At 70.0% G+C, this 24489-nt stretch carries 23 protein-coding genes and 2 tRNA genes; 19 read left to right on the forward strand and 6 right to left on the reverse strand.

The window, feature by feature from the left end; translation table 11 throughout:
* Positions 1–191 precede the first annotated feature (191 nt).
* The 3 genes from N1028_RS06215 to N1028_RS06225 all read left to right on the forward strand — a co-directional run bounded on the left by N1028_RS06215 (position 192) and on the right by N1028_RS06225 (position 1530).
* Positions 192–803: a thymidine kinase gene (locus N1028_RS06215; RefSeq protein ID WP_259525994.1), complete on the forward strand. Its 612-nt coding sequence runs from the start codon at positions 192–194 to the stop codon at positions 801–803.
* 31 nt (positions 804–834) lie between these two features.
* A complete protein-coding gene (locus N1028_RS06220; RefSeq protein ID WP_259525995.1) occupies positions 835–1128 on the forward strand; it encodes a hypothetical protein in 294 nt (97 codons plus the stop codon).
* A 66-nt stretch (positions 1129–1194) separates the two neighbouring features.
* The gene (locus N1028_RS06225; protein WP_259525996.1) at positions 1195–1530 is read left to right on the forward strand and encodes a hypothetical protein; all 336 of its coding nucleotides are present in this window, start codon (positions 1195–1197) and stop codon (positions 1528–1530) included.
* Between the two features lie 72 nt (positions 1531–1602).
* On the opposite strand, the gene N1028_RS06230 is transcribed toward N1028_RS06225, so the two are convergent.
* The 3 genes from N1028_RS06230 to N1028_RS06240 form a co-directional block, all read right to left on the reverse strand.
* Positions 1603–1676, reverse strand: a tRNA-Pro gene (locus N1028_RS06230).
* A 78-nt stretch (positions 1677–1754) separates the two neighbouring features.
* The gene (locus N1028_RS06235) at positions 1755–2687 is read right to left on the reverse strand and encodes a metallophosphoesterase (protein WP_375163459.1); all 933 of its coding nucleotides are present in this window, start codon (positions 2685–2687) and stop codon (positions 1755–1757) included.
* On the reverse strand, positions 2684–5131 hold the full coding sequence (locus N1028_RS06240) for a transglycosylase domain-containing protein (RefSeq protein WP_259525998.1): 2448 nt from the start codon (positions 5129–5131) through the stop codon (positions 2684–2686). Before N1028_RS06240 ends, N1028_RS06235 begins: the two co-directional genes overlap by 4 nt.
* A 103-nt stretch (positions 5132–5234) precedes the next feature.
* Between N1028_RS06240 and sp36 the strand changes: the two genes are divergently transcribed.
* Both sp36 and N1028_RS06250 read left to right on the forward strand, forming a co-directional pair.
* Entirely contained in the window at positions 5235–5432 is a 198-nt protein-coding gene (gene sp36, locus N1028_RS06245) for a Sp36 family protein (RefSeq protein ID WP_510727679.1), read from the forward strand.
* A 5-nt stretch (positions 5433–5437) separates the two neighbouring features.
* A complete protein-coding gene (locus N1028_RS06250) occupies positions 5438–5908 on the forward strand; it encodes a RidA family protein (RefSeq protein WP_259526000.1) in 471 nt (156 codons plus the stop codon).
* 18 nt (positions 5909–5926) lie between these two features.
* Here N1028_RS06250 and acs read toward each other — a convergent pair whose 3' ends face one another.
* The gene (gene acs / locus N1028_RS06255) at positions 5927–7903 is read right to left on the reverse strand and encodes an acetate--CoA ligase (RefSeq protein ID WP_259526001.1); all 1977 of its coding nucleotides are present in this window, start codon (positions 7901–7903) and stop codon (positions 5927–5929) included.
* Between the two features lie 434 nt (positions 7904–8337).
* Between acs and N1028_RS06260 the strand changes: the two genes are divergently transcribed.
* From N1028_RS06260 to N1028_RS06280, 5 genes are read left to right on the forward strand one after another with little or no spacing between them, the layout of a single operon-like run.
* Positions 8338–9369, forward strand: a complete 1032-nt coding sequence (locus N1028_RS06260) for a TadA family conjugal transfer-associated ATPase (RefSeq protein WP_259526002.1) — start codon at positions 8338–8340, stop codon at positions 9367–9369.
* A complete protein-coding gene (locus N1028_RS06265) occupies positions 9366–10370 on the forward strand; it encodes a type II secretion system F family protein (protein WP_259526004.1) in 1005 nt (334 codons plus the stop codon). The genes N1028_RS06260 and N1028_RS06265 overlap by 4 nt, the downstream gene beginning before the upstream one ends.
* A 46-nt stretch (positions 10371–10416) precedes the next feature.
* Positions 10417–10692 (forward strand): DUF4244 domain-containing protein, encoded by a 276-nt coding sequence (locus N1028_RS06270; protein ID WP_259526005.1) that lies wholly within the window; start codon positions 10417–10419, stop codon positions 10690–10692.
* Between the two features lie 36 nt (positions 10693–10728).
* Positions 10729–11076, forward strand: coding sequence for a TadE family type IV pilus minor pilin (locus N1028_RS06275; RefSeq protein ID WP_259526006.1), 348 nt, complete (start codon positions 10729–10731; stop codon positions 11074–11076).
* A complete protein-coding gene (locus N1028_RS06280) occupies positions 11073–11426 on the forward strand; it encodes an Rv3654c family TadE-like protein (protein WP_259526007.1) in 354 nt (117 codons plus the stop codon). The genes N1028_RS06275 and N1028_RS06280 overlap by 4 nt, the downstream gene beginning before the upstream one ends.
* 33 nt (positions 11427–11459) lie before the next feature.
* On the opposite strand, the gene N1028_RS06285 is transcribed toward N1028_RS06280, so the two are convergent.
* On the reverse strand, positions 11460–11693 hold the full coding sequence (locus tag N1028_RS06285) for a hypothetical protein (protein ID WP_259526008.1): 234 nt from the start codon (positions 11691–11693) through the stop codon (positions 11460–11462).
* 171 nt (positions 11694–11864) lie between these two features.
* Here N1028_RS06285 and topA point away from each other — a divergent pair, with 171 nt between their 5' ends.
* The 9 genes from topA to N1028_RS06330 all read left to right on the forward strand — a co-directional run bounded on the left by topA (position 11865) and on the right by N1028_RS06330 (position 22821).
* Positions 11865–14780: a type I DNA topoisomerase gene (gene topA / locus N1028_RS06290; RefSeq protein ID WP_259526010.1), complete on the forward strand. Its 2916-nt coding sequence runs from the start codon at positions 11865–11867 to the stop codon at positions 14778–14780.
* Positions 14777–15397, forward strand: a complete 621-nt coding sequence (gene tmk / locus N1028_RS06295; RefSeq protein WP_259526011.1) for a dTMP kinase — start codon at positions 14777–14779, stop codon at positions 15395–15397. The genes topA and tmk overlap by 4 nt, the downstream gene beginning before the upstream one ends.
* Before the next feature lie 211 nt (positions 15398–15608).
* Positions 15609–16865, forward strand: coding sequence for a DNA polymerase III subunit delta' (locus tag N1028_RS06300; protein ID WP_259526013.1), 1257 nt, complete (start codon positions 15609–15611; stop codon positions 16863–16865).
* A gap of 46 nt (positions 16866–16911) precedes the next feature.
* Entirely contained in the window at positions 16912–18501 is a 1590-nt protein-coding gene (locus N1028_RS06305) for an alpha/beta hydrolase (RefSeq protein WP_259526014.1), read from the forward strand.
* Between the two features lie 11 nt (positions 18502–18512).
* Complete coding sequence (locus tag N1028_RS06310; protein WP_259526015.1) at positions 18513–19241, forward strand: TetR family transcriptional regulator; 729 nt, start codon at positions 18513–18515, stop codon at positions 19239–19241.
* 69 nt (positions 19242–19310) lie between these two features.
* Positions 19311–19386, forward strand: a tRNA-Thr gene (locus N1028_RS06315).
* Positions 19386–20369: a Gfo/Idh/MocA family protein gene (locus N1028_RS06320; protein WP_259526016.1), complete on the forward strand. Its 984-nt coding sequence runs from the start codon at positions 19386–19388 to the stop codon at positions 20367–20369. The genes N1028_RS06315 and N1028_RS06320 overlap by 1 nt, the downstream gene beginning before the upstream one ends.
* Positions 20370–20463: 94 nt before the next feature.
* A complete protein-coding gene (locus N1028_RS06325; protein ID WP_259526017.1) occupies positions 20464–22218 on the forward strand; it encodes a D-alanyl-D-alanine carboxypeptidase/D-alanyl-D-alanine-endopeptidase in 1755 nt (584 codons plus the stop codon).
* A 9-nt stretch (positions 22219–22227) separates the two neighbouring features.
* Complete coding sequence (locus N1028_RS06330; protein WP_259526018.1) at positions 22228–22821, forward strand: isochorismatase family protein; 594 nt, start codon at positions 22228–22230, stop codon at positions 22819–22821.
* Positions 22822–22835: 14 nt separating this feature from the next.
* On the opposite strand, the gene N1028_RS06335 is transcribed toward N1028_RS06330, so the two are convergent.
* Positions 22836–24479 (reverse strand): PucR family transcriptional regulator, encoded by a 1644-nt coding sequence (locus N1028_RS06335; RefSeq protein WP_259526019.1) that lies wholly within the window; start codon positions 24477–24479, stop codon positions 22836–22838.
* Positions 24480–24489 lie beyond the last annotated feature (10 nt).

A 24489-nucleotide genomic window follows, 5' to 3' on the forward strand; every position in this document is an offset into this window, starting at 1 on the left:
GGCCGGTCGCTCTACCGATCGAGGATGGGGAATCAGCGACCGATCTGGGTTCGAATGAACCGATTGAGAACATGGTGCGCCGCGAACTGCCGAATTGACTGCATTCAACCTGGCAATTCCCCGCATCGGTGCGCCGAATCAGACCTGGGGTCTGCTCCGGCGGTGAGCGACAGCGGGCTTAGGGTTGACGGGTGGCGAAACTGTACTTCCGATTCGGGGCGATGAACAGCGGCAAGAGCACCGCGATGCTCCAGGCCGCGTTCAACTACGAGGAGCGCGGACAGCAGGTGCTCATCGCGAAGCCGTCGATCGACACCAAGGGCGACCTGCAGATCGTCTCCCGGCTCGGAGTCACCCGCGATGCCGACTTCCTCATCGCGCCCGACACCGACGTGCGGGTCGAGTTCGCGGCGCGGCGCGACGAGGTCGTGCTGCAGACCGGATCGGAGGTGAGCTGCCTGCTGATCGACGAGGCGCAGTTCCTCACCCCGCTGCAGGTCGACGACCTGCTCCGCATCGCCATCCTCGACGGCGTCCCGGTGCTCGCCTACGGCATCCGGAGCGATTTCCTGACCGCGGGCTTCCCGGGCAGCATCCGTCTGCTCGAGGTGGCGCACTCGCTCGAGGAGCTCAAGACCATCTGCCGCTGCGGTCGCAAGGCGATCTTCAACGCGCGCCGGATCGGGGACCGTTACATCTTCGACGGTGCTCAGGTGGCCATCGACGGAGAGGACGTGACCTACGAGTCGCTCTGCGGTGCCTGCTACCTCGAGGAGTCACACGGGGTGCTCGGCCGCCACTGAGCCCGAGCCTCCACCGAAAGGACACGGCTGAATGCTCCCTCCCATCATCGTCGAGATCGCCGAAGTCGACGGCACCACGGTCGAGGTGCCCCTCGGCACCCTGCTCGTGCTCGCCACAGGCCGGGATGCGGCGGTCTCCGGCTGGTCGGCGCAGATCGCCGATTCCGCGGTGGCGTCGTTCGTGCCCGGTCGCGACGACGGCAGTGCGACGTTCAATCCGGGCGTCGAGCCGCACTCCGTGGGCGTCACCGAGGTCGTGCTGCGTGGCGGCGGCGCCGGCGCGGTGCTCACTTTCACCCTCACGGTCGCGCCGCCCGCGAGGTAGCGGCACCAAGGGCGCGGGAGCGCAACGGGGTTGCCGCTCCCGCTGGCCGGGAGCAGGGTGGGAGACATGAAGAGTGTCTCCTATGCCGGTCTCAGCTTCCAGACAGCCGACGAAGTAGCCGATGCCCTTCTGCGGCTCGCGACAGCCCTGGGCGTGAAAGAGAAGGCCGAGACGGTCGAGATCCCCATCGTGGAAGAGGGTGGCGCGCTCAACATCGTGCAGCTCGTGGTCGGGCCGGCCAGCCAGTTCATCTCCCGGCATGTCGACTCTCCCTACGCCGACCCCGAGAGCGGTGAGGTGGTGGAGCGGCTCGACCAGCGCACGAGGCTCCTCGAACTGCCGCGCGCCGCAGCCGTCTCGGCGAGCGAGTACGACCGGTTCGACATCGACCAGCCGTCGTGAGCGGGCAACCGCAGCCCTAATGGCCCTTGACGCGAGAAGCCGGTCAGATCTGATCTGACCGGCTTCTCTCTGTCGGGGTAGCGGGATTCGAACCCACGACCTCCTCGTCCCGAACGAGGCGCGCTACCAAGCTGCGCCACACCCCGAAGTGGATCGCCACGTCTCCGCGGCCAAGGCCTCGTTAAGGATAGCCGATAAATCCGGAGCGTTCGACCGCCTGTGGATCAGGGGCGGGACGTGAGGGTGAGCAGTGTCACCTCGGGCCGGCAGGCGAAGCGGAACGGGGCGTAGATCGATGTGCCGAGGCCTGCCGAGACGTTGAGGAAGGCTGAGCGGAATCCGTGGCGCCAGAGGCTCAGGCCCTTGACCTGCTTCCGGGGGATGTCGCAATTGGTCACGAGTGCACCGTAGCCGGGCACGCAGACCTGGCCCCCGTGGGTGTGACCGGCGAACACGACCTCCGCGCCGTGGGTCACGAAGGAGTTCAAGACATACTGATACGGCGCGTGGGCCACGCCGATCCGCAGGCGCGGACCGCGGTCGTCGTCTTCGAGCAGTGCGTCGAGGGCGCCGGGGATGCGATCGAGCCGGTCGAAGTGCCGGTGCGGGTCGTCCACACCGAAGAAGTCGATGATGGTTCCCTGCACCTCGGTGGTGACCGCCGCGTTGTTGAGGTTCTTCCAGCCGAGGGAGTCGAAGTAGGCGGTCAAGGCATCGGTGTCGAGTTTCTCGACCCGATGCGCGTGCTTCGACGGGCCGAGGAAGTAGCGCAACGGGTTCTTGAACGAAGGGCCGAAGTAGTCGTTGGAGCCGTGCACGTAGACGCCGGGGATGCCGGCGAAGACATCGAACGCCGCCTTGATGCCCGCGAGACCGTCACGGTGCCCGAGGTTGTCTCCGGTGTCGACGATGAGCTGCGGATCCAGGCGCGCGAGCTCCCGAACCCACTGCTGCTTGTCGGTCTGCCAGGGCGCCATGTGCAGGTCGCTGAGGTGCAGCACGCGCAGCGGAGCGGAGCCCGGGGGAAGGACCGGCACGGTGGCGGTGCGCAAGGTGTACTGCTTGCGCTCGACGAAGGTGCCGTAAGCGACCGCGCCGGCGCCGGCCGCCGCGACGAGCCCTACGGCTGTCGCGGCGGCACGAGCACTCACGCTCAGCCTGCCTTCGTGGTGACCCTGAGCTTGTCGCTCCCGGCACGGATCGGCTCGCCTGCGCCGGGCGAGGTTGCCGTGACCTTCACGCCACTACCACCGGACGGGCCGTCGAACACGATCTGGTTCTGCTGGATGCCGGCCGCGGTGATGGCGGCGACGGCCTGACTCGGCGACATGCCTGTCACGTTCGGCACCGAGCGCAACTGGCCGTTGGAGGTGAAGACGGTGATCGTCGACCCCTTCGTGGCCGAACCTGCGGGGGAGCTGCCGTCGACGAGGCCGGCCGGCTGGGTGGAGTCGATCACCCCGCCGTCCTGGAAGTCGAAGCCGGCGGCCGTGACCGCACCACGGGCGGCATCGATGGTCATGCCGGCGAGGTTGGGGATGTTCACCTGCACGCCGTTGATCAGGTCGCTCGTGGCGCTCGGGAACTGGTTGCCGCCGTACTTCGTGTTGGCGTTGCCCATGTAGGTGCTCCAGATGAAGTGCCGGAGCTGGCCGCCGTTCTGGCCGTTGACCGAGGTGTTGCGGAGCGAGACGGTGCCCACGACATTGCCCACCCAGACCGCGGTGGCGAGCTCGGTCGTGGCGCCCACGAACCAGGTGTCCTTCTCGGAGTCGGTGGTGCCGGTCTTGCCGAAGAGCGGGATGCCGTCGTCGGGGTTCGAGGCTGCACCGGTTCCACCGTTGACGACGCCCTTGAGCGCGTCGACCATGGCGGCGGCCACGTTGGGCTCGACCGCGGGAGTGCAGGTCGAAGGAGGCACCGGGAGCTCATTGCCCTGGTTGTCGAGGATCCGCTTGATCGCGACGGGGGAGCAGTAGACCCCCTCGTTGGCGACCGCGGCGAACGCGCCCGCCATGGTGAGCGGAGCAATCTCGTTGGTGCCGAGCACATCGGCCGGGTTGTCGCCCAGCGGGTTGCCGTCGGCGCGGTGCACTCCGAACGCCTCGGCGGTCTGCTTGATCTCGCACTGGTCGAGCTTCTGCGCCATGCGCAGGTAGGCGAGGTTGACCGACGCCGCAGTGGCGGCGCGCACGGTGACGTTGCCGGGGTTCGATCCGCCGTCGTTCTTGACCGCGTAGGTGCCGCCGTTGCCGCCGGTGCAGCTGTTGCGGAACTGCGCGAGGTTGAGCGTTCCCGCGTTGCCGTTGATGATGTCGCCGAGCGAGTGGCCCGTCTTCAGCCAGTCGGCGAGGGTGAAGATCTTGTAGGTCGATCCCACCTGGAAGCCGGTCGATCCGCCGTAAGCGAAGTCGGTGCTGTAGTTCACGGCGCTGGCACCCGGGTTGGTGGCAGTGACCTCGGGGTCGGCCGAGTAGTCCTTGTTCTGCACCATCGCGAGCACCTCGCCGGTGCCGGGCCGCACCGTCACGAGCGAGGATCCGATGTCGAAGTCGTAGGCCTTCGGCACGTTGGCGTTCACGGCGTCCATCGCCGCGATCTGCAGGTCGACGTCGAGGGTCGTGTAGATCTGGTAGCCGCCGGTCTTGAAGTTGGTCCAGCGGGTGTTCTCGTCCTCACCGAAGGCGGGGTCGTTCTTCACGATGGCGGTCACGTAGTCGCAGAAGAACCCGGCGGCGATGTCGTTCGCGGTCTGGCAGCCCGTCGAGGGCGGCACGATGTTCGGGGTCACCGGGGTGGCGATGGCCTCGTCGAACTGCGCCTGGCTGATCTTGTGCTCCTTGAGCATGGCGGGCAGCACGTCGAGGTCGCGGCGGGCCTGGTTGTCCGGGATGTTCTCCGGCCAGTCGATGCGCAGGTCGTTCGGCGCGTTGACGATGGCCACGAGGCTCGCCGCCTGCGCCACGGTCAGATCGGTGGCGTTCACGCCGAAGTAGTACTTCGCGGCCGACTGGATGCCGTAGACCCGGCCGCCGAAGGGCGCGATGTTGAGGTAGCCGAGGAGGATGTCGTCCTTCGAGAACTCCTTCTCTAGGCCGATCGCGAGCTTGATCTCCTTGAGCTTGCGATCGATCGTGGTCTTCGTCGCCTCTTCGTAGGCGGCGTCGCGCTCCGCCTCGTCCTGGATCGACTCGGCCTTCTGCACCTGGATGTTGCGGACGTACTGCATCGAGATCGTCGATGCACCACTGCCTGAGGTCTCGAGGGCGTTGCCGGCGGCCGCACGCAGGGTCGACTGGATGTCGACGCCGCCGTGGGAGTAGAAGCGGGGGTCCTCGGTGGCGATCACCGCGTCTTTGACGAAGGGGGAGATCTGGTCCCACCCGACCTCTTCGCGGTCCTGCTCGAACACGGAGGCGAGGAGCCGGGGGCTGCCGTCGCTGTTCGTGGCGTAGATGTTGGTCTTCTCGGCAAGCTCGTCCGGCTTGATGTAGCTCGGGAGGTTCTCGAACATACCGATCGAGTTGTTCGCGGCAATGCCGGTCACGGCGAGTGCGGGCGTGACCATGGCTGTGACGAGGATGCCCGCGATTGCGCTCATACCCACGATCCCCAGAATGGCTCCGACCACACCGCTAGCTGAGGCTTTCGGGGCAGACATAGGATCAAGGGTAAGTGACAAAGCTATGAATTGCTGAGAAGGGATGGCTGTGCCGAACTCTGCGCCTGCCTGGGAATACGTGACGACGCCGTTGATGATCCACAACACCACGGGCATCCTGAACTCCTGGGGGTCGGACGGGTGGGAGCTCGTGCAGATCGTGACGGGGCCCGAGGGTGGTCTGGTGGCGTATCTCAAGCGGCCTGTTGCCTCCGCGTCTGCTCCCGCATCGGGAGCGTGAGTCCCGTGTCGCAGGTCGCCACCCGGCTCTCGGAGCTCGGCGTCACCATCCCTACGGTCTCGGCACCCGCCGGTGCCTACATCCCCGCCGTCATCTCGGGCCGGCTCGTCTTCACCGCGGGCCAGCTGCCGTTCGTCGATGGCGCGCTGCCCGCTACGGGCAAGGTCGGCGAAGGCGCCGGCCTGGTCTCTCCCACCGACGCGAAGGGCTACGCGCGACTCTCGGCCGTGAACGCGCTCGCCGCCGTGGAGAGCGTGCTCGGCTCGCTCGATCGTGTCACGCGGATCGTGAAGGTCGTGGGGTTCGTGGCTTCGGACCCGTCGTTCAGCGGGCAGCCCGGTGTCATCAACGGCGCCTCGGAATTCCTCGTCGATGTGTTCGGCGACCAGGGGATCCACGCGCGTTCGGCGGTGGGCGTGGCGGTGCTGCCGCTCGACTCGCCCGTCGAGGTGGAGCTGATCGTCGAGTTCGACTAGTTGCGGGCTGCCCGCCCGTCAGCGCATGGTCTTCGAGATCACGCTCATCACGTGCGTGTCGGCGAGTGTAGTCGTGTCGCCCACCTCGCGGCCTTCGGCGACGTCGCGGAGGAGGCGCCGCATGATCTTGCCGGAGCGGGTCTTGGGCAGTTCGGTGACGATGAAGACCTCGCGGGGTCGTGCGATGGCGCCGATCTGGGCGGCGACGTGCGCCCGCAGGATCGCGCCGGCGTCGTCGGCCGCCGCGGCATCCGCTTGGCTGGCGCGGGTGATGACGAACGCGACCACAGCCTGACCGGTGGTCTCGTCGCTCGCGCCCACGACGGCCGCCTCGGCGACCATGGGGTGCGACACGAGGCTCGACTCGATCTCGGCCGTGCTGAGGCGGTGGCCGGAGACGTTCATGACGTCGTCGACGCGGCCGAGGAGCCAGATGTCTCCGTCTTTGTCGCGTCGGGCGCCGTCGCCGGCGAAGTAGGTGCTGGGGCCGAACTTCGACCAGTAGGTCTCGACGAACCGGTCGGGGTCGCCCCAGATGCCTCGGAGCATGCTCGGCCACGGCTCGGTCACCACGAGCAGGCCGCCCTGGTCGGCGCCGGTGGAGTGGAAGCCCTCGTCGACGACATCGATCGCGATTCCCGGGATCGGCACCTGCGCGCTGCCAGGCTTCAGGGTGGTCACGCCGGGCAGGGCCGAGAGCATGATCGCACCCGTCTCGGTCTGCCACCACGTGTCGACCACCGGGGTGGTGCCGCCGCCGATGACGTCGCGGTACCAGACCCACGCCTCCGGGTTGATGGGTTCGCCCACGCTGCCGAGCAGGCGCAGGCTCGACAGGTCGAATTCCGCCGGGATCTGGCGGCCGAGCTTCATGAAGGTGCGGATGGCGGTGGGGGCGGCGTAGAGGATCGACACCTTGTGCTTCTGCACGATCTCCCACCACCGCCCGGGGTGCGGGGTGTCGGGGGTGCCCTCGTAGATGACCTGGGTGGCGCCGTTGGCGAGCGGCCCGTAGACCACGTACGAGTGCCCCGTGATCCATCCCACATCTGCAGTCGACCAATACACGTCCTCCTCGGGCTTCAGGTCGAACACATTCTTGTGAGTGAACGCGACCTGGGTGAGGTAGCCGCCGGATGTGTGGAGAATTCCCTTGGGCTTGCCGGTTGTGCCGGAGGTGTAGAGGATGAACAGCGGATTCTCCGCCGGGAACGCCTTCGCGATGTGCTCGGAGTCGACCTGGGCGATCTCCTCGTCCCACCACAGATCCCGGCCCTCGACCCAGTCGACGTCGTTGCCGCCGCGCTTCACGACGAGCACGTTCCGGACGGTGGTGCTGGTGCCGTCCGCATCGGGTGCGAGAGCGGCGTCGACGGCGGGCTTGAGCGGGAAGACCCGCCCCTTGCGGTAGCCGCCGTCGGCGGTGATCACGAGCTTCGCGCTCGCATCGTTCACCCGGTCCCGGATGCTCTCGGCGCTGAAACCGCCGAAGATCACGGTGTGCACAGCCCCCAGGCGCGCGACCGCGAGCATCGCGATGACGGCCTCGGGAACGAGGGGGAGGTAGATCGCGACCCGGTCGCCCTGGCGGATGCCCAGCGCGGTGAGGAGATTGGCGGCTCTCTTCACCTCGGCGGTGAGCTCGGCGTAGGTGAAGGTGCGGCTGTCGCCGGGCTCGCCCTCCCAGTTCAGAGCGACGCGGTCGCCGTGACCCGCGATGACGTGGCGGTCGAGACAGTTGTAGGCCACGTTCAGCTCGCCGTCGTCGAACCAGGTCGCGAACGGAGGGTTCGACCAGTCGAGCGTGCGGGAGAAGGGCTTGTGCCAGTGCAGCAGGTCCCTCGCCTGGACACCCCAGAACTCCTGCCGCTCCGCAGGTGTCGTGCCGGCCTGCGTGTAGAGGTCGCGGGTGGCCACAGCCTGTGCGGCGAAAGCGTCGCTCGGCGGGAACCGCCGCGACTCGTGCAGCAGATTGTCGATGTTGTCAGCCGTCATGTTGCTATCGCTCCCTTGCGAGACACACCCTCGGAATTCCTCGACGATACCGCACCGCCAGAACGCCCTCGTGCTGCGCTCGTTGCATCCCGTTGCGTGCGTGAGAGGGCGTCGGTGCGACCCCCCATCCGGGGGCTGAGAATTCGCTGGGCTGGTTTGACCGGATGTTTCGAGCGGGTAAACTCGTAGCTACCGGACCTCGTGTCCGGATGCAGCGCAACAGTGATTCCCCCCAATCCAGCGTTGCTGCGGCGGCACCCTTCCCCCCATTGGGTGCCGCCCCTTCTCTTTAAGCGATTCCCTTTCTCTCAGCGATTCTTTGCGGAAGAGCGACGACGAGGTCGTCTCCTGCACAGGCTGCTTCCGCGCCGATGGTCTTCACAGATCGAGTGAGGGGCAGGCGCGCGGAGGTCTCCGCGGAATAGCGTGCCCGCATGCTCTCCCTCCCCGACATCGCGCGCCGCGCCGAGGCCTTCGGCCCTCTCGCCCGCTATCTCGACGACCCCCGAGTCACAGACCTCTTCGTCAACGGCCACTCCGAGCTGTGGCTCGATCACGGGGCTGGGCTCGAACCGGCCGATGACTGGAGCTGCCCGAGCGAGCAGCACCTCCGCGACTTCGCCGTCCGGCTGGTGGCCCGTGGTGGCCGGCACATCGACGAGGCCGCTCCCTGCGTCGACGTCGAGCTCGAAGGCACCCGGGTGCACGTGGTGCTGCCCCCGGTGGCGGTGGGCGGCACCTGCATCTCGGTCCGGGTGGCGAGGTCGGTGCGGCCCTCTCTCGACGAACTCGACCGCGCGGGGCTCTTCGGCGCCGGCTCGCGCGGCACAAGGCGGCGATCCGTGCTCGAGGCCGCGGTGCGCGCACGCACGAACCTGCTCGTCACCGGCGCGGGAGGCAGCGGCAAGACGACCCTGCTGGCGGCCGTCCTCGCGGCCTCAGATCCGCGGGAGCGCATCGTCGTCATCGAAGACGTCGCCGAGCTGCGCATCTCCCATCCGCACGTCGTCACGCTCGAGTCCCGGCAGCCGAACCTCGAGGGGGCGGGTGGTGTCGCCGCCGCCGAGCTCGTGCGCCAGGCGCTGCGCATGCGTCCGGACCGGCTGGTCGTGGGGGAGTGCCGGGGTGCTGAGATCCGGGAACTCCTGGCGGCGCTCAACACCGGTCACGACGGTGGTGCAGGCACTCTTCACGCCAACGCCCTCGCCGACGTGCCCGCGCGGCTCGAGGCGCTCGGCGCGCTCGCGGGTCTCGACGCGGTCGCTGTGGCCAGGCAGGCGGTCAGCGCCATCGGACTCGTCTGCCACCTGCGGCGCACCTCGGCGGCCGTCCGCGAGGTGGAGGGCTATGGCACTCTCGCTCTCGACCCGCGCGACCGACTCGTCGTGCGCGAGCTCGAGCTTCCGGAGCCTGGGCCGGAGCGTGATCCCGAGGTCGCGAGGTCGCCCGGGAAGGCCCTGGCATGAGGGTGGCGCGCGTCGAGCGAGGCAGGACACCCGTGGGGGAGCAGGTGGCGAGCGTGGTGGAGCAGCTGGCGGTGCTCGTCGCCGCCGGAGTGGCGCCGGTGCAGGCCTGGGGCTATCTCGCCGAGGCGATCGACGACGAGTTCGTCTCCGGCGTGGCCGAAGAGGCGAGTCGTGGGGTTCCGGTGGCAGAGGCCGTCGTGCGTGCGATCGCCGGATCGTCGACGGTGGGGGGTCCGGCTGCGGGCAGCGGTCGGGGTCTCCGCTCCGGCGGCGCGGCCGACGCATGGCGAGCGCTGGCCGCGGCGTTGTTCGTCGCCACCGAGTCCGGTGCGCCGATGCGACTCTGCCTCACCGACATCGCCGAGTCCCTCCGGCAGCTCGGAGGAGTCGAGCGAGACATCGCCGCGGCTCTCGCCGGTCCGGCGGCCACGGCCCGGCTCGTCATGGTTCTGCCGGCGATCGCCGTGCTCGGGGGCAGCCTGATCGGCCTCGACTCGCTCGGCACCCTGCTCGGCACTCCTGCCGGAGTGACCTGCCTCCTCCTCGGCCTCCTGCTCTCCGGTGCGGGGCGGTGGTGGAGCTCGCGGCTGCTGCGCCGTGCGCGTCGCATCGACCCGACGCCGGGTCTCGAGCTCGAACTCGTGGCCGTGGCGGTCGGTGGCGGTGGCTCCCTGCCCGCGGCCCGGTCGCTCGTCCGGGATGCGTTCGACCGGTACGGTCCGACACGACGGCCGCACCGACCTGACGGTCCGAACGACCCGGCAGAGCAGACGGTCAGAGCGGTCCTGCTCCTGGCGAGCCGATCCGGTGCGCCGCCCGCTCTGCTGCTGCGCAGTGAGGCCGCGCGCATCCGTCGTGACGCCGTCAGCGCTGCGCAGGAACGAGCCGCCGCACTCGGGGTCTGGCTGATGCTGCCGCTCGGCCTGTGCATCCTCCCCGCCTTCATCCTTCTGGCGGTGGCCCCCGTGCTCCTCGGGGTCCTCGCCGGCGCACCGATGTGATCCCTCCGCATCCCTCAGGAAAAGAAGTCCAATGAAAGGAAATCCGATGAACGCCCGAGATCTCATGAAGGCCCACGCCCTGCCACCCCTGAACGATCCACCGTGCCGGGATGAGCGGCCCCGGCCCGTCAGGTGGGGGCGATCACGCGCACGGCGGTTCGTCGCGGAACTCCGGGACGACTCCGGAGCCGCCACAGCGGAATACGCCATGGTCGTGCTCGCGGCGGTGGGACTCGGCGGGCTCCTCGCGGCGATCCTGAAGAGCGGCGAGGTGCGTTCGATGCTCACCGACCTCATCAGCCGTGCTCTCACGGCGGCCTGAGCCATGCGTCCGGCGATCGTCGACGAGCGGGGTTCGGTGTCTGCTGAGTTCGCGATGATCCTGCCGGCGCTGGCCATGGTCATCGCTCTCGGGGTGACCGCCGCACAACAGTGCGGTGGGGTGCAGATGCGGCTGGCCGACGCGGCCGCGGATGCCGCCCGGATGATCGGGCGAGGCGAAGGCGCCGGGAGCGCAGCTGCGCGGGTCCAGGCCGCGCAAGGCGGCGCCTCGATGTCGGTCCAGCGAGACGGGGTGCTCGTGTGCGTCACCGCCTCCGCTGTTCCCGCGGGCGGCATCGCCTCGACGCTCACCCTCGAACTGTCCGCCACGGGCTGCGCTCTCGACGATCAGGGCGGTGTCGCGGATGCGGGGCGACCGGAGTGAAGCCGGGCCGGATCGCGGAGGACGAGGGAAGCGGGAGCATCGCGGGCGCAGCCGCGGTCGTGTTCGTCGCGGCTCTCCTCTGCGCGGTGGTGCCGCTCGGAGCAGCGCTCGCTGAGGTCGAGACCCTGCGCGGGGCGGCCGACGCCAGCGCCCTCGCCGCCGCGGACACCGCCTCCGGGAGGGTTGCGGGCGTGGCGTGCGAGCAGGCCACCGCGATCGTGCGCCGCCTCGGAGTGGAGGTGAGTTCGTGCGCCGTCTCTGCTCAGGGTGTCGCCAGCATCTCCGTCACGACCACGATCCTGGGCATCTCCGTCGGGGCCCGGGCGCGGGCCGGTCCGCCGGTTCGATGACCCCGGCGGCCGGACCAGGCCGAGGGGGCGCTGTCAGTCGACGACCGACTGCACGTAGCGGTAGTCGACGGCGCTGGGCTGATCGGAGTCGGCGAACTCGAGGCCGGAGGAGCGCCGGTAGAGGTAGTGCTTGGCGTTCGACGACGCCGGGATGGAGAGTCGGGCCTGGGGCTCACCCGCCTCCGTGAAATCGGTGCGAATGGTCTTGCCCTCGAGGGGTCCGTCGGTGAACTTCGCGGTGTACGAACCATGGGTGACAGCTGCCATAGGGATCAGCTCCTCTTCATTGAAGTGTGAACCGGTGATGGTCACCACCATTGTCCACCCGACGCCCGTGACCGCAATGGGTCGCCGAGTCGGGAATTAGGCTCCACCCTGGAACGTATGTGTATGGTGTGCCTGACGGAACAGGTGGTTCCCTCTATATAAGGAGAAAAGTTGGCCAGCCCGAGAAAGCTCGTCATCGTCGAGTCGCCGACGAAGGTGAAGTCGATCGCCCAGTACCTGGGGGAAGGCTTCGACGTGATGGCTTCCGTCGGCCACATCCGCGACCTGGTGGAGCCCAAGAACCTGCCCGCCGAACTCAAGAAGGGCTCGCTCGGCAAGTTCTCCGTCGACGTCGAGAACCGCTTCGAGCCCTACTACGTCGTCTCCGACGCGAAGAAGAAGACGGTCGCCGATCTGAAGAAGGCGCTGGCCTCCGCCGACGAGCTCTACCTCGCCACTGATGAAGACCGCGAAGGCGAGGCCATCGCGTGGCACCTGCTCCAGGTGCTGAAGCCCAAGGTGCCCGTCAAGCGCATGGTCTTCCATGAGATCACGCGCGAGGCCATCGAGGCGGCGCGTGACAACACCCGGCAGATCGACGACGCACTCGTCGACGCCCAGGAGACCCGCCGCATCCTCGACCGTCTCTACGGCTACGAGGTCAGCCCCGTGCTCTGGCGCAAGGTCGGCCCCGGTCTCTCCGCAGGCCGCGTGCAGAGCGCCGCCACCCGCCTCGTCGTCGACCGGGAGCGCGAGCGCCTCGCCTTCACGAGCGCCAACTACTGGGACCTCTCGGCCACGCTCGCGCCCGCCGACACCGCCGCGTCCGCTCCGGAGAAAGACGCCTTCTCCGCACGACTCGTGCGTCTGAACGGTGAGCGCGTCGCCAGCGGTCGCGACTACGACGAGCAGGGCAAGCTCAAGGGCAAGGCCATCGCGCTCGGCGAGACCGCGGCCACCGCACTCCGCACGGCCCTCGAGGCCGATGGGGTGCCCATCACCGTCTCGAGCGTCGATTCGAAGCCCTACACGCGTCGTCCGGCTGCTCCGTTCACCACCTCCACGCTGCAGCAGGAGGCGGCCCGCAAGCTCCGCTTCTCGGCCCGCCAGACGATGAGCGTGGCGCAGTCGCTCTACGAGAACGGCTACATCACCTACATGCGCACCGACTCGCCCTCGCTCTCGCAGCAGGCGATCACCGCAGCGCGCAACCAGGCTGCCAAGCTCTACGGCGCCGACACCCTGCCCGACAAGCCGCGCCTCTACAGCGGCAAGGGCAAGAACGCGCAGGAGGCCCACGAGGCCATCCGCCCCTCCGGCGAGGTCTTCAAGACCCCGTCCGAGGTGTCGTCGGTCCTCCGCGGCAACGACTTCAAGCTCTACGACCTCATCTGGAAGCGCACGGTCGCCTCGCAGATGGCCGACGCGAAGGGCTCGACGGCTTCGGTCGCCATCACGGCGGGCCCCGTCGCGGTCGAGGAGCTGGGCGGTTCGACCACGGCCGAGTTCTCGGCATCCGGAACCGTCATCACCTTCCGCGGCTTCCTGCACGCCTACGAAGAGGGGCGGGACGAGGAACGCAACGCCGCGGCCGAGCCCACCGAGGCGAAGCTCCCCCCTCTCAAAGAGGGTCAGGCGCTCGCGGCCACCGCCATCGAGGCTGCGGGCCACGACACCACCCCACCGCCGCGCTACACCGAGGCGAGCCTCGTGAAGGCGCTCGACGAGCTCGGCATCGGCCGCCCCTCCACCTACGCGTCGATCATCTCGACCATCATCGACCGCGGCTACGTCACCCCCCGAGGCCAGGCACTCGTGCCCAGCTGGACGGCGTTCTCGGTGGTGAGACTGCTCGAGGACTTCTTCTCCGAGCTCGTCGACTACGACTTCACGGCCGCCCTCGAAGCCGACCTCGACAAGATCGCCGACGGCGAAGAGGATCGCGTCGACTGGCTCAACGGCTTCTACTTCGGCAGCGAGGGCCACCCCGGCCTCCGCAACGTCATCGACAACATGGGCGAGATCGACGCGCGTGCCGTGAACTCGGTCGCGATCGCCGACGACATCACCCTGCGCATCGGCAAGTACGGCCCCTACCTCGAAGTGGTCGACCCCTCGGGCGATCTCGAGGCGACACCTCGACGCGTGAACCTGCCCCAGGAGCTCGCTCCGGACGAGCTCACGCCCGAGAAGGCGCGCGAGCTCATCGACGCTCCCGTCGTGACCGACCGTGTGATCGGCGTCAACCCCGAGAACGGCAAGGAGATCGTGGCGAAGGACGGCCGGTTCGGTCCCTACGTCACCGAGCTCGAGCCCGTCGTGCCCGAGGCTCCGGAAGCAGCCGATGCGGCCGGCACGGCGTCGGCCCCGGCCCCGGCCACCTCGGCCGGGTCGACCGCCGAGGCGGGTGCGAAGAAGGCCCCGGCCAAGAAGCCCGCCGCGAAGAAGGCGGCCGCCGCGGTGAAGCCGCGCACGGCATCGCTGTTCAAGTCGATGGATCTCGCGAGCATCGACCTCGACACCGCCCTGCGATTGCTCAACCTGCCGCGGGTGGTCGGCGAAGATCCCGAGTCGGGTGAGCCCATCACCGCCCAGGGCGGCAAGTTCGGCCCGTACCTGAAGAAGGGCACCGACACCCGTTCGCTCACGAGCGAGGATCTGATCTTCGAGATCGACCTCCCGGGAGCGCTCGAGCTCTTCGCGCAGCCGAAGTACGGTGCGCGCCGGGCATCGTCGGCGCTGAAGGAGTTCGACGCCGACCCCGAGAGCGGCAAGCCGATCAAGGTCAAGGACGGCCGGTTCGGCCCCTACGTGACCGACGGCGTGACGAACGCCACGATCCCGCGCGGCGAGACCGTCGAGGAGGTCGACTTCGAGCGGGCCGTGCAGCTGCTCGCCGACAAGCGGGCGAAGGGCCCGGCCAAGCCGAAGGCGAAGGCTCCGGCCAAGAAGCCCGCGGCGCGGAAGCCCGCAGCGAAGACGACGACCGCGAAGACGACGGCTGCGAAGGCCACGGCCGCGAAGTCGACGGCGACCAAGACGGCCGCGGCCAAGGCACCCGCTCGCAAGGCGGCGCCGAAGTCGTGAGCGGGGTCTTCATCACGCTCGAGGGTGGTGACGGTTCCGGCAAGAGCACGCAGGCGGGTCTGCTCGAGGCCTGGCTCGTCGAGGCCGGGCAGACCGTCGTGCGCACTCGTGAGCCCGGCGGCACCGATCTCGGCACCGAGGTGCGTGAGATCGTGCTGCACAGCCGCGGGCACATCGCTCCGCGCGCGGAAGCTCTGCTCTATGCGGCGGACCGTGCGCATCACATCGCCACCAAGGTGCGCCCGGCCCTCGAGCGCGGCGAGGTCGTGGTGCAGGATCGCTACCTCGACTCGTCCGTCGCCTATCAGGGAGCCGGGCGCGTGCTCGATGCGGCCGAGATCCGCTCGCTCAGCCTGTGGGCCGCCGAGGGGCTCCTCCCGGATCTCACGATCCTCCTCGACCTCGACGAGATCGCGGCCCGCGCCCGGCTCGACGGTGCCAACAAGCGCTTCGACCGGCTCGAGGCCGAGAAGAGCGAGTTCCACGCCCGCGTGCGCTCGGCGTTCCTCGGCCTGGCCGCAGACGAGCCCGAGCGCTTCCTCGTGCTCGACGCCGCGCTGCCCCCCGAGGAGCTCGCCGCCCGCATCCGTGCGCGCGTCGCCCCCCTCCTCGCCTGAGCGCTGCCCCCCGAGGAGCTCGCCGGCCGCCTCCGTGAGCGCGCCCGCGACTTGACAGCAGTTGTGCGTAAGAGCGCCGACTTGACACATCTTGTGTCAAGTGGGCGCTCTTACCCGCGCTTTCTGTCAAGTGGCGGCGGGGTCCCTGGGCTGGGTCCCCGGGCGGGCGCTGCCGGAACGGACTGTCAGGGGCTGCCGATAGATTGGGGGCATGAGCGTATGGGATGACCTCACCGGCCAGTCGGCCGCCATCGAGGTCTTCCGCGCGGCCGCCGAGAGCTCCACGCGCAAGGCCGCCGGGGGAGTCGTGCACGACACCCCCGATTCCATGACGCACTCGTGGCTGGTCACCGGCCCTCCGGGGTCCGGTCGTTCCAATCTGGCGTACGCATTCGCATCCGCTCTGCTCTGTCGCAACGGCGGCTGCGGAGAGTGCTCCGACTGCCGTCAGGTGGCGGCCCGGTCGCACCCCGATCTGGCCGTGCTCGCCACCGAGCGCGTCATCATCTCCATCGAGGAGGTGCGCCGGCTCGTCTCGGCGTCGCAGTTCTCGCCGTCGGTCGCACGCTACCGCGTGGTGGTCATCGAAGACGCCGACCGCATGCAGGAGCGCACGTCGAACGTGCTGCTGAAGGCCCTCGAGGAGCCGCCCGAGCGCACGGTCTGGATTCTCTGCGCCCCCAGCGAGGCCGATCTGCTGCCCACCATCCGCTCGCGAGTGCGCTCCGTGCGTCTGCGCGTGCCGAGCACCCAAGATGTCGCGGCGCTGCTCGTGAAGCGCGACGGCGTCGAGCCCGAGCTCGCCGAGCGCGCTGCCCGTGAGTCGCAGAGCCACATCGGCATGGCTCACCGCCTCGCCACCAACGACGAGGCGAGGGCCCGCCGGGCCGAGACGCTCGATCTCGCGCTCGACGTGCGGAGCGTGGGCGACGCCGTGCGCGGGGCAGCCAGGCTGCTCGAGATCGCGGGCGCCGACGCTCAGGCCATCACCGAGGAGCGCGACGCCCAGGAGCGCGCCGCCGCACTCCGCTCGCTCGGTGTCGAGCCCGGCCAGGCGGTTCCGCAGGCCCTCCGCGGCCAGATCAAGACTCTCGAAGAAGACCAGAAGCGTCGCGCCACCCGAAGCCTCCGCGACGGCCTCGATCGCATCCTGACCGACCTGCTGTCGCTCTTCCGTGACATCCTGCTCGTGCAGCTCGGCGCCGTGAGCGACACCGGGGGCACATCTGGCGGCACTCCCGCTGCTCCCGGCGCTCCGGTCGTCGACCTCGAGCTCGTCAACGAGGCCATCCGCTCCCGCGTCCTCGAGGCGGCGGCCGGTAACGATTCGTCATCGACCCTCGCGGCGATGGACGCGATAGCGGCCGCCCGGCGGAGGATTGCGGCGAACGTGGCTCCGGCGCTCTCGCTCGAAGCGATGCTCGTGACGCTGGCCGACTCCTCCCGCCACGCCCACCGCACCGGGTAGCGCCCACCGCCCCGCCCGCACCGCTCCACCCCACGAAAGGCCCTCCGTGACCTCGAACCGCACCCCCCGCCGCGCGCGACGCCTCGTCGGCGCGCTCGCCGTCGTGGCGGCATCCGCTCTGCTGCTCACGGGCTGCGTCACCTGGTTCACCGGCAGCTACTCCCCGCCGCAGTCCGCCGTCACCCCGGCGGCCCCCGCCACGACGGCGCCCACCGACGAAGACGTCGCCCCCGAGCTCGAGCCCTTCTACACGCAGCCCCTCTCCTGGGAGTCGTGCGGCGGCCCGTTCCAGTGCACCACCGCGATCGCCCCGCTCGACTGGGCGAACCCGCAGGACGGCCGCACAGTCGACCTCGCGATCATCAAGAAGGCGGCCTCCGGCGGCGATCGCCTCGGCTCCCTCTTCGTCAACCCGGGCGGCCCGGGTGGGTCGGCCTACGACTTCGTGGAGCAGTCGGCCGACTACGCGGCACACCCCAGCCTGCAGTCCAGCTACGACCTCATCGGCTACGACCCCCGGGGCACCGGTCACTCGGATGCGGTGAAGTGCCTCACCGACCCGGAGAAGGACGCCTGGCTCTACGACATCGTGCCGGGGGAGCGCGGCTCGGAGGAGTGGATCGCGGCCTACACCGCCAACGCGAAGGGCTTCGCCGACAAGTGCGCCCAGAACACGGGCGACCTGCTCGAGTTCATCGGCACCGAGAGCACGATCCGCGATCTCGACATGCTGCGCGCCCTTGTGGGCGACCCGGCACTGAACTACCTCGGCTACTCCTACGGCACTCTGCTCGGGGCCGAGTACGCCGAGGAGTTCCCCGACAAGGTCGGCCGCATGGTGCTCGACGGTGCCGAGGATCCGGCCTCGAGCGGCTTCGACATCACGATCTCCCAGGCGGAGGGCTTCGAGCGCGCTCTCACGAGCTACCTCGACGCCTGCACGAGCGGTTCCGGCTGCTGGTTCGACGGCACCACCGAGCAGGCGCTCGCGAAGATCCAGGATCTGCTGGCCGAGGTCGACGAGAGCCCACTCAAGGGCAGCGACGGCCGCGAGCTGGGCTCGTCGAGTCTGCTCACCGCGATCTTCTACCCGCTCTACAACGAGGCGAACTGGGGCTACCTCGACACCATGTTCCTCGCCGTCGACCAAGGGCAGGCCGACTTCGCCCTGCAACTGGCGGATGCCTACAACAGCCGCAACGAAGACGGCACCTACGCCGACAACCTGATCGAGTCGTTCAATGCCATCTCGTGCGCCGACTACCCCGCCATCACCGATCCCGCCGTCATCGCCGAGCAGAACGAGCGGCTGATCGCGGCTTCTCCCACGGTCGGCCCGTACTGGACCTACGGTGACATCGCGTGCGCGCAGTGGCCCTTCCCCTCCACGCGCGTGCCCGACACGGTCACTGCGGCGGGCTCCGCTCCGATCCTCGTGGTGGGCACGACCGGCGACCCGGCCACGCCCTACAAATGGGCCGAGGCGTTGGCCGGTCAGCTCGAGAACGGTCACCTCGTGACCTTCCAGGGCGAGGGGCACACCGCCTACAACTCGTCGAGCTGCGTGTCGGATGCCGTGGACGCCTACTTCCTCGACGGCACGGTGCCCTCCGCCGATCCCGAGTGCACGAGCTGAGTGCCGGCCCGATGAGCATCCCGGAGCCGGGCCTGCGCGAGCGCAAGCGCCGGGCCACACGCCGTCGCATTCAGCTCTCCGTGCTGCGGCTCACGGCCGAGCACGGCCTCGACCAGGTCACGATCGACGACATCAGCCGCGACGCCGGGGTCTCGCCGCGCACGTTCTTCAACTACTTCCCCACGAAGGAGGACTCGCTCGCGGGGGATCTCCCGATGACCTTCGACGAGGAGACCGCGCGCCGGTTCGAGGCTCTCGGGCCGGACGGCGATCCGCTCGGCGACCTCATCGCGATCATGGCCGAGCAGGCCGACGCTGAAGCCGACGGCGCCGTCGACCCGGAGCTGCACCAGCTCCGACGCCGGCTCGTGGCCGACTACCCGCAGATCGTGGCGCTCAAGATGGACAGGGTGCGGGCGTTCGAGGCCACCGTGAGCGCGTCGGTGGCGAAGCGGCTGGCGGCGGGCGGCGCAGGATCGAGCGGCTCGGGATTGAGCAGCGCCGGATCGGTCAGCGCCGGGGCCTCGACGAGCGACCCGAGCGACCCGAGCGACCCGAGCGACCCGGTCGATCCCGAGATCGCCGAGCGGGCGCGCCTGATCAGCCTGCTCGTGCTGACGGTCGCGCGAGCGGCCTGGACCTCGTGGCTCGAGCATCCGGAGTCGGCATCGCTGCGGGAGCTGCTGCTGCGCTCGCGTGCGCGGCTGCACGAGGTGGCGGGGGCGGCTGCTCGCGGTTGAGGGTGTGCGCCGGGGCTTTCCGGATCGGCTATGCTTTGTTGCTGTGCCGCTCGTGAAGCGAACGGCCAGGCCGCCTTAGCTCAGTCGGCAGAGCGATTCACTCGTAATGAATAGGTCGTGGGTTCGATTCCCACAGGCGGCCCCATGACTGAACCAATCCGCTGGGGGATCCTCGGCACCGGTGGCATCGCCTCCACGTTCGTGACCGACATCCAGGCCGCGGGTCTCGCGGTGTCCGCGGTGGGATCGCGTCGCGCCACGAGAGCCGAGGAGTTCGCCGGCCGTTTCGGGATCGCCCGTGCGCACGCGAGCTACGAGGCCCTCGTGGCCGATCCGGAGGTCGACGTCATCTACGTCGCCACCCCGCATCCGTTCCACGCCGAGAACGCGCTGATGGCCATCGCCCACGGCAAGCACGTGCTCGTCGAGAAGCCGTTCACGCTCAACGCCGCCGAGGCCGAGCGCGTGCTGACCGCCGCCGACGAGGCGGGCGTCGCGCTGCTCGAGGCGATGTGGTCGCGGTTCCTGCCTCAGATGGTGCGCATCCGGGAGATCATCGCCTCAGGCACTCTCGGCGACGTGCGCACCGTGCTCGCCGACCACCAGCAGCTCCTCCCCTCGGATCCCTCGCATCGATTGCAGTCGCCCGAGCTCGGCGGGGGAGCCCTGCTCGACCTGGCCATCTACCCGGTGTCGCTCGGCGTGGATCTGCTCGGCCTGCCCACCGGCGTGCTGGCCCACGCCAGCATGACCGCCACCGGGGTCGACCGCCAGACCGCGATCATCCTCGAGCACGAGGGCGGCCGCCAGTCGGTCTCGCACAGCGCACTCGACACCGCAGGTCCTGTGCGGGCGGCGATCGTGGGCACGCTCGCCCGGATCGAGATCGACCGCACCTGGTACGCGCCCACGACGTTCCGCGTGATCGACCCCGACGGCCGCGTGCTCGAGAGCTTCGAGCCCGCGAGCGGCGAGCAGGGCATGCGCTACGAGGCTCTCGAGCTCGAGCGGATGATCCGGGCCGGCGAACGCGAGAGCCCGGTGCTCCCGCACGCCGAGACTCTCGCGATCATGCGCACGCTCGACGACATCCGCGCCCGGATCGGCCTCCGCTACCCGGGCGAATAGCGCAGGCCGAGGACTCGGGACGGCGGTTCCGCATCGGGCTCGGCTCAACGGCTGCGGCACGGCGTGTCGAGCGAGGCCGGGTACCATGGCATCGATGTCGGACGACGAGAACCCTCGCACACGACGCGAGCTCCGCGAAGCGGAGGCTCGCGCGGCCGAGACGAGCCGGGGCGCGGATGCCGCGGACCGGGCGCCCGGGGAGAGCTCGGCAGGCCAGCCGGAGTGGGCGACCGCCGACACCGCACCTACGGCGATCATCCGGCCGGCCACCGCGGATGTGCCCGTGCCCGTGCCCGTGCCGGCGCCCGCGCCCGCGGTAGCGGCATCGCGCGACAGCATCGCGCCTGCCGCACCGGCCCCGTCCGCCGCGACGGGCGACGAGGCAGCCGCCACCACCGCCACTGCTACCACCCCCGCCGCCCCCGGCTTCCGAGCGCGCATCAGCCGCCACCCCCGCGCCTGGGCCGTGGCCGCAGCGGCGACAGCCGTGGTGCTGCTCGGCGGTGGCGCCTTCGCCGCCGGTGCCGCCGTGGGGGCCGGCGACCCGCAGAGCGCGCCGATCGCAGCCGCCACCGACGTGGCATCCGCGACGCCGACCCAGACCCCCACGCCGACCCCCACTCCGGAGCCCCGCCCGGTTCCGCAGGCCGCCGCGGCGCCCGCAGCCCTCCGCACCTGCTCGGTGGCGGGTCTCGCGGCAGACCCCCGCCTCGGCACCTTGTACGGCAGCGTGCGCAACGCCGCCACCGGCGAACTCCTCTTCGACCGGGCCGGAACGACCCCGGCACGCACAGCGAGCGTCATGAAGGTGCTCTCGAGCGCGGCGGCCCTGGCGGTGCTGGGCCCCGATCACCGCGTGCCCACCACCGTGGTCAAGGGCACCGAGCCCGGCCAGGTCGTGCTCGTGGGGGGTGGCGACATCACGCTCGCGAGCAACGGCTCCAACGTCTACGAGGGCGCGGCGAGCATGCAGGACCTCGCCGCCCAGACCAGCGCGGCCTGGGAGGCCGACCCGAGCACGGCCGGCACCTCCATCACGTCGATCGTGCTCGACGCGAGCGTGTTCTCAGGCGACCGCTGGCAGCCGTCGTGGCTGCGCAAGGAGCAGGTCGACGGCTACTCCTCCGAGGTCACGGGCCTCCAGGTCGACGGCGACCGCGCGGAGCCGGGAGCCAACGTGTCCACTCGCAGCGACAACGCGGTGCTGCGCGCGGGCCAGGCGTTCGCGCTCGCCCTGGGGGCACCGGATGCGGCACTCGCGGAGGGGCTCGCCCCCGCCGGTTCGCCGCAGCTCGGCCAGGTGCTCTCGGCGCCCGTGTCGACCATGGTGCAGGAGGCACTCCTGCGCTCGGACAACACCGAGGCCGAGATGCTCGCCCGCCTCGTGGCCGTGCAGCTCGGCGTGGGCAACGACTTCGCGGCGCTGCAGACCGCCATTCCGCAGGCGCTCGCCACCTACGGGCTCGACACGAGTGCGCTCGTGATCGCCGACGGCTCGGGCCTCAGCGATGACAACGGCGTGCCCACCGACTTCCTCAGCCGCCTTTTCATCAAGATCAACGCGCACGAGGGCGACCTCGGCGTGATCGCGGCCGGCCTGCCTGTCGCCGGCCAGAGCGGCACCCTCGCGGGGCGGTTCGGCGGGTCGCCCGCAGCCGGCAGCGTCATCGCGAAGACCGGTTGGATCGACACCGGTTACACCCTCTCCGGCATCGTCAGCGCCGGCGACGGCAGCGTGCTCACGTTCGCGTTCTTCGCCCTCGACGACGTGGACGACAGTGCCCGCGCGGCCCTCGACGAGCTCACGACCGGCGTCTACGAGTGCGGAAACAACCTCTCCGATCTCTAGACTGGGAGCATGGCGAAGGCTCTGTTCATCATCGACGTCCAGAACGACTTCATCGAGGGCGGTGCCCTCGGCGTCACCGGCGGCACGGCCGTGGCGGAGGGGATCTCGCGGCTGCTCGCCACGCATCCCGACACCTACGAGTTCGTCATCGCCTCGCGCGACTGGCACGACCCGGAGAACGACAACGGGGGGCACTTCGCCACGACCGAGGCCCCCGACTTCGTGACCACGTGGCCCGTGCACTGTGTCGCAGGAACCTACGGTGCCGAGTACCACGACGAGCTCACCACGCGCGCCATCGACCATCACGTGCGGAAGGGTCAGGGTCAGCCGGCCTACTCCATCTACGAGGGCACCACCGAGGAGGGCGGCACCGTGCACGAACTGCTCGACGCGAACGGCGTCACGGAGGTCGACATCGCCGGCCTCGCCACCGACTACTGCGTGCGCGCCTCGGCGCTCGACGCGCTCGAGCACGGCCGCCGGGTGCGCATCATCACCGATCTCGTGGCGGGGGTGTCTCCGGATGCGTCGCGCGCCGCCATCGCCGAGCTCGCCCACGCGGGCGCCGACCTCGTGACCTCGGACCTCGTCGACCGCTAGGCCGGTGTCGACCGTTAGGCCGGTCGGGACGGGCGGGCCAGCTCGAGGGCCGCGAGGAGCGCCCAGAGCTCGGCGCGGCCCTGGAACGTGTCGAGGGGCACGCCGAGGCGGTCGGCGAGGGAGTCGATGCGCAGCCGCAGACTGTGCCGGTGGAGGCCCAGCTCGCGGGCGGCCGGATCCCACCGCCCGTTGTGCCGCAGCCACACCTCGGCGAAGCGCAGTGACTCCCGGCCCTCGGCCGATCTCAGGAGCGGCGCGAGTCTGGCGCGCGCCACATCGGCCACCGATCCTGTCGCCAGCAGACCGAAGAAGCTCTGGTTCACGAGCTGCGAGAAGTCGGCGACGCGACCCGCCGGCGCCCCCTCGGCCGCCCGCACCGCCTGCGTGAGTGCCACGTTCAACTCGTCCCAGCCCGCCGGATCCGAGACGCCCGCCGTCGCCGAGTGCGCCTCGAGGAACGCGCGCTCGCCGCGCACGCGCCCCTGGTCGACGAGCAGCACGAGGTGCTCGCCCGTGGTCACCGTGAAGTAGCCCGTGCGTGGGCGCGCCGCCCGCCGCTCGAGGCTGTCGTGGAGGGCCGGCGTCACCGACGGCAGCGGGATGGCGAACACCTGGAACGGCTCGCCGGGGAGCACGATCCGGATGGCGCCGGCCGCGCGCCGCACGGTCTCGACGCCGCCGTCGCGGAGCAGCTGGAACAACTGCTCCATGATCGTGCGGTGGCTGATCCGCAGATCCTCCGCGTGCTCGAGCGACACGTCGGCGAGGGCGGTGAGAACCGTCGCGACCGCCTCGTCGCCCGCGTCGAAGGGATCGGCCCGCGCCCAGGCGATCACTCCGTGGGTGCGGCCAGGGGCCCCGAGGGTCTGGGCCGTGCCGGGCCGCCCGCCGGCCGAGAAATCTGATCGCGACCGCGGCCCGGTCCCGGCACCAGACCGTTCCGGTGGTCCGTCCAGCCCGCCGGAGCCGGCCTCTCCGCGGACTTCGCCCATCATGGAGACCATCGATTCCGTCTGCGGGTCGGATGCCGCAGGGGTTGTCGAAGTGCGCGCCAGCAGCCGCTCCACCTGCTCACGGAGGCCGGCGGCGGCCCCCGAACCACCGCTGCCTCCCGCGTGCTCGATCACCTGCGCGTCTGCGTCGAACACCCACACCTCCGCGCCGAGTGCCGCGGCCGCTACCCCCACGGCGGCTCCGAGCCCGCCGCCGCCCACGGCCGCCTGCGCGATGTCGTTCTGCGCCGCGAGCGCCCACTCGACGCGGGCACGAGCCGACTGCGCCTCGTGCTCCGCGATGAACCGCGAGATCGCGATGAACGGAGTGTCGTACGGGATCTCCACGAGCGGGATGCCCGCCTCCGCGCACGCCGCCACCAGCTCGGCGGGCGTGCCCTCACGCACGACCTCGGTGCCGAAGCCGATCGCCACCACTCCGACGCCCGCCAGACGCTGCACATAGCCGCGATAGTCGTCCGCGTCGTAGTTCGCGAACTGGCGGCCCGTGGTGAGGAGGAGCTGGCCCGCACCGACGAACGGAGTCGGGTCGGGGAGGTCCGAGTTGTGGGCCCAGTCGACCGCGTAGTCGTGCAGATCCTGCGGCGTCAGGAGGTCGATCGCGAAGTCCTGCTCGGCGAGGACGAGATCGAGGGTGATCGGCATGGGGGGAGCC

This window comes from Herbiconiux oxytropis (genome assembly GCF_024979315.1).
GTDB classification, from domain to species: domain Bacteria; phylum Actinomycetota; class Actinomycetes; order Actinomycetales; family Microbacteriaceae; genus Herbiconiux; species Herbiconiux oxytropis.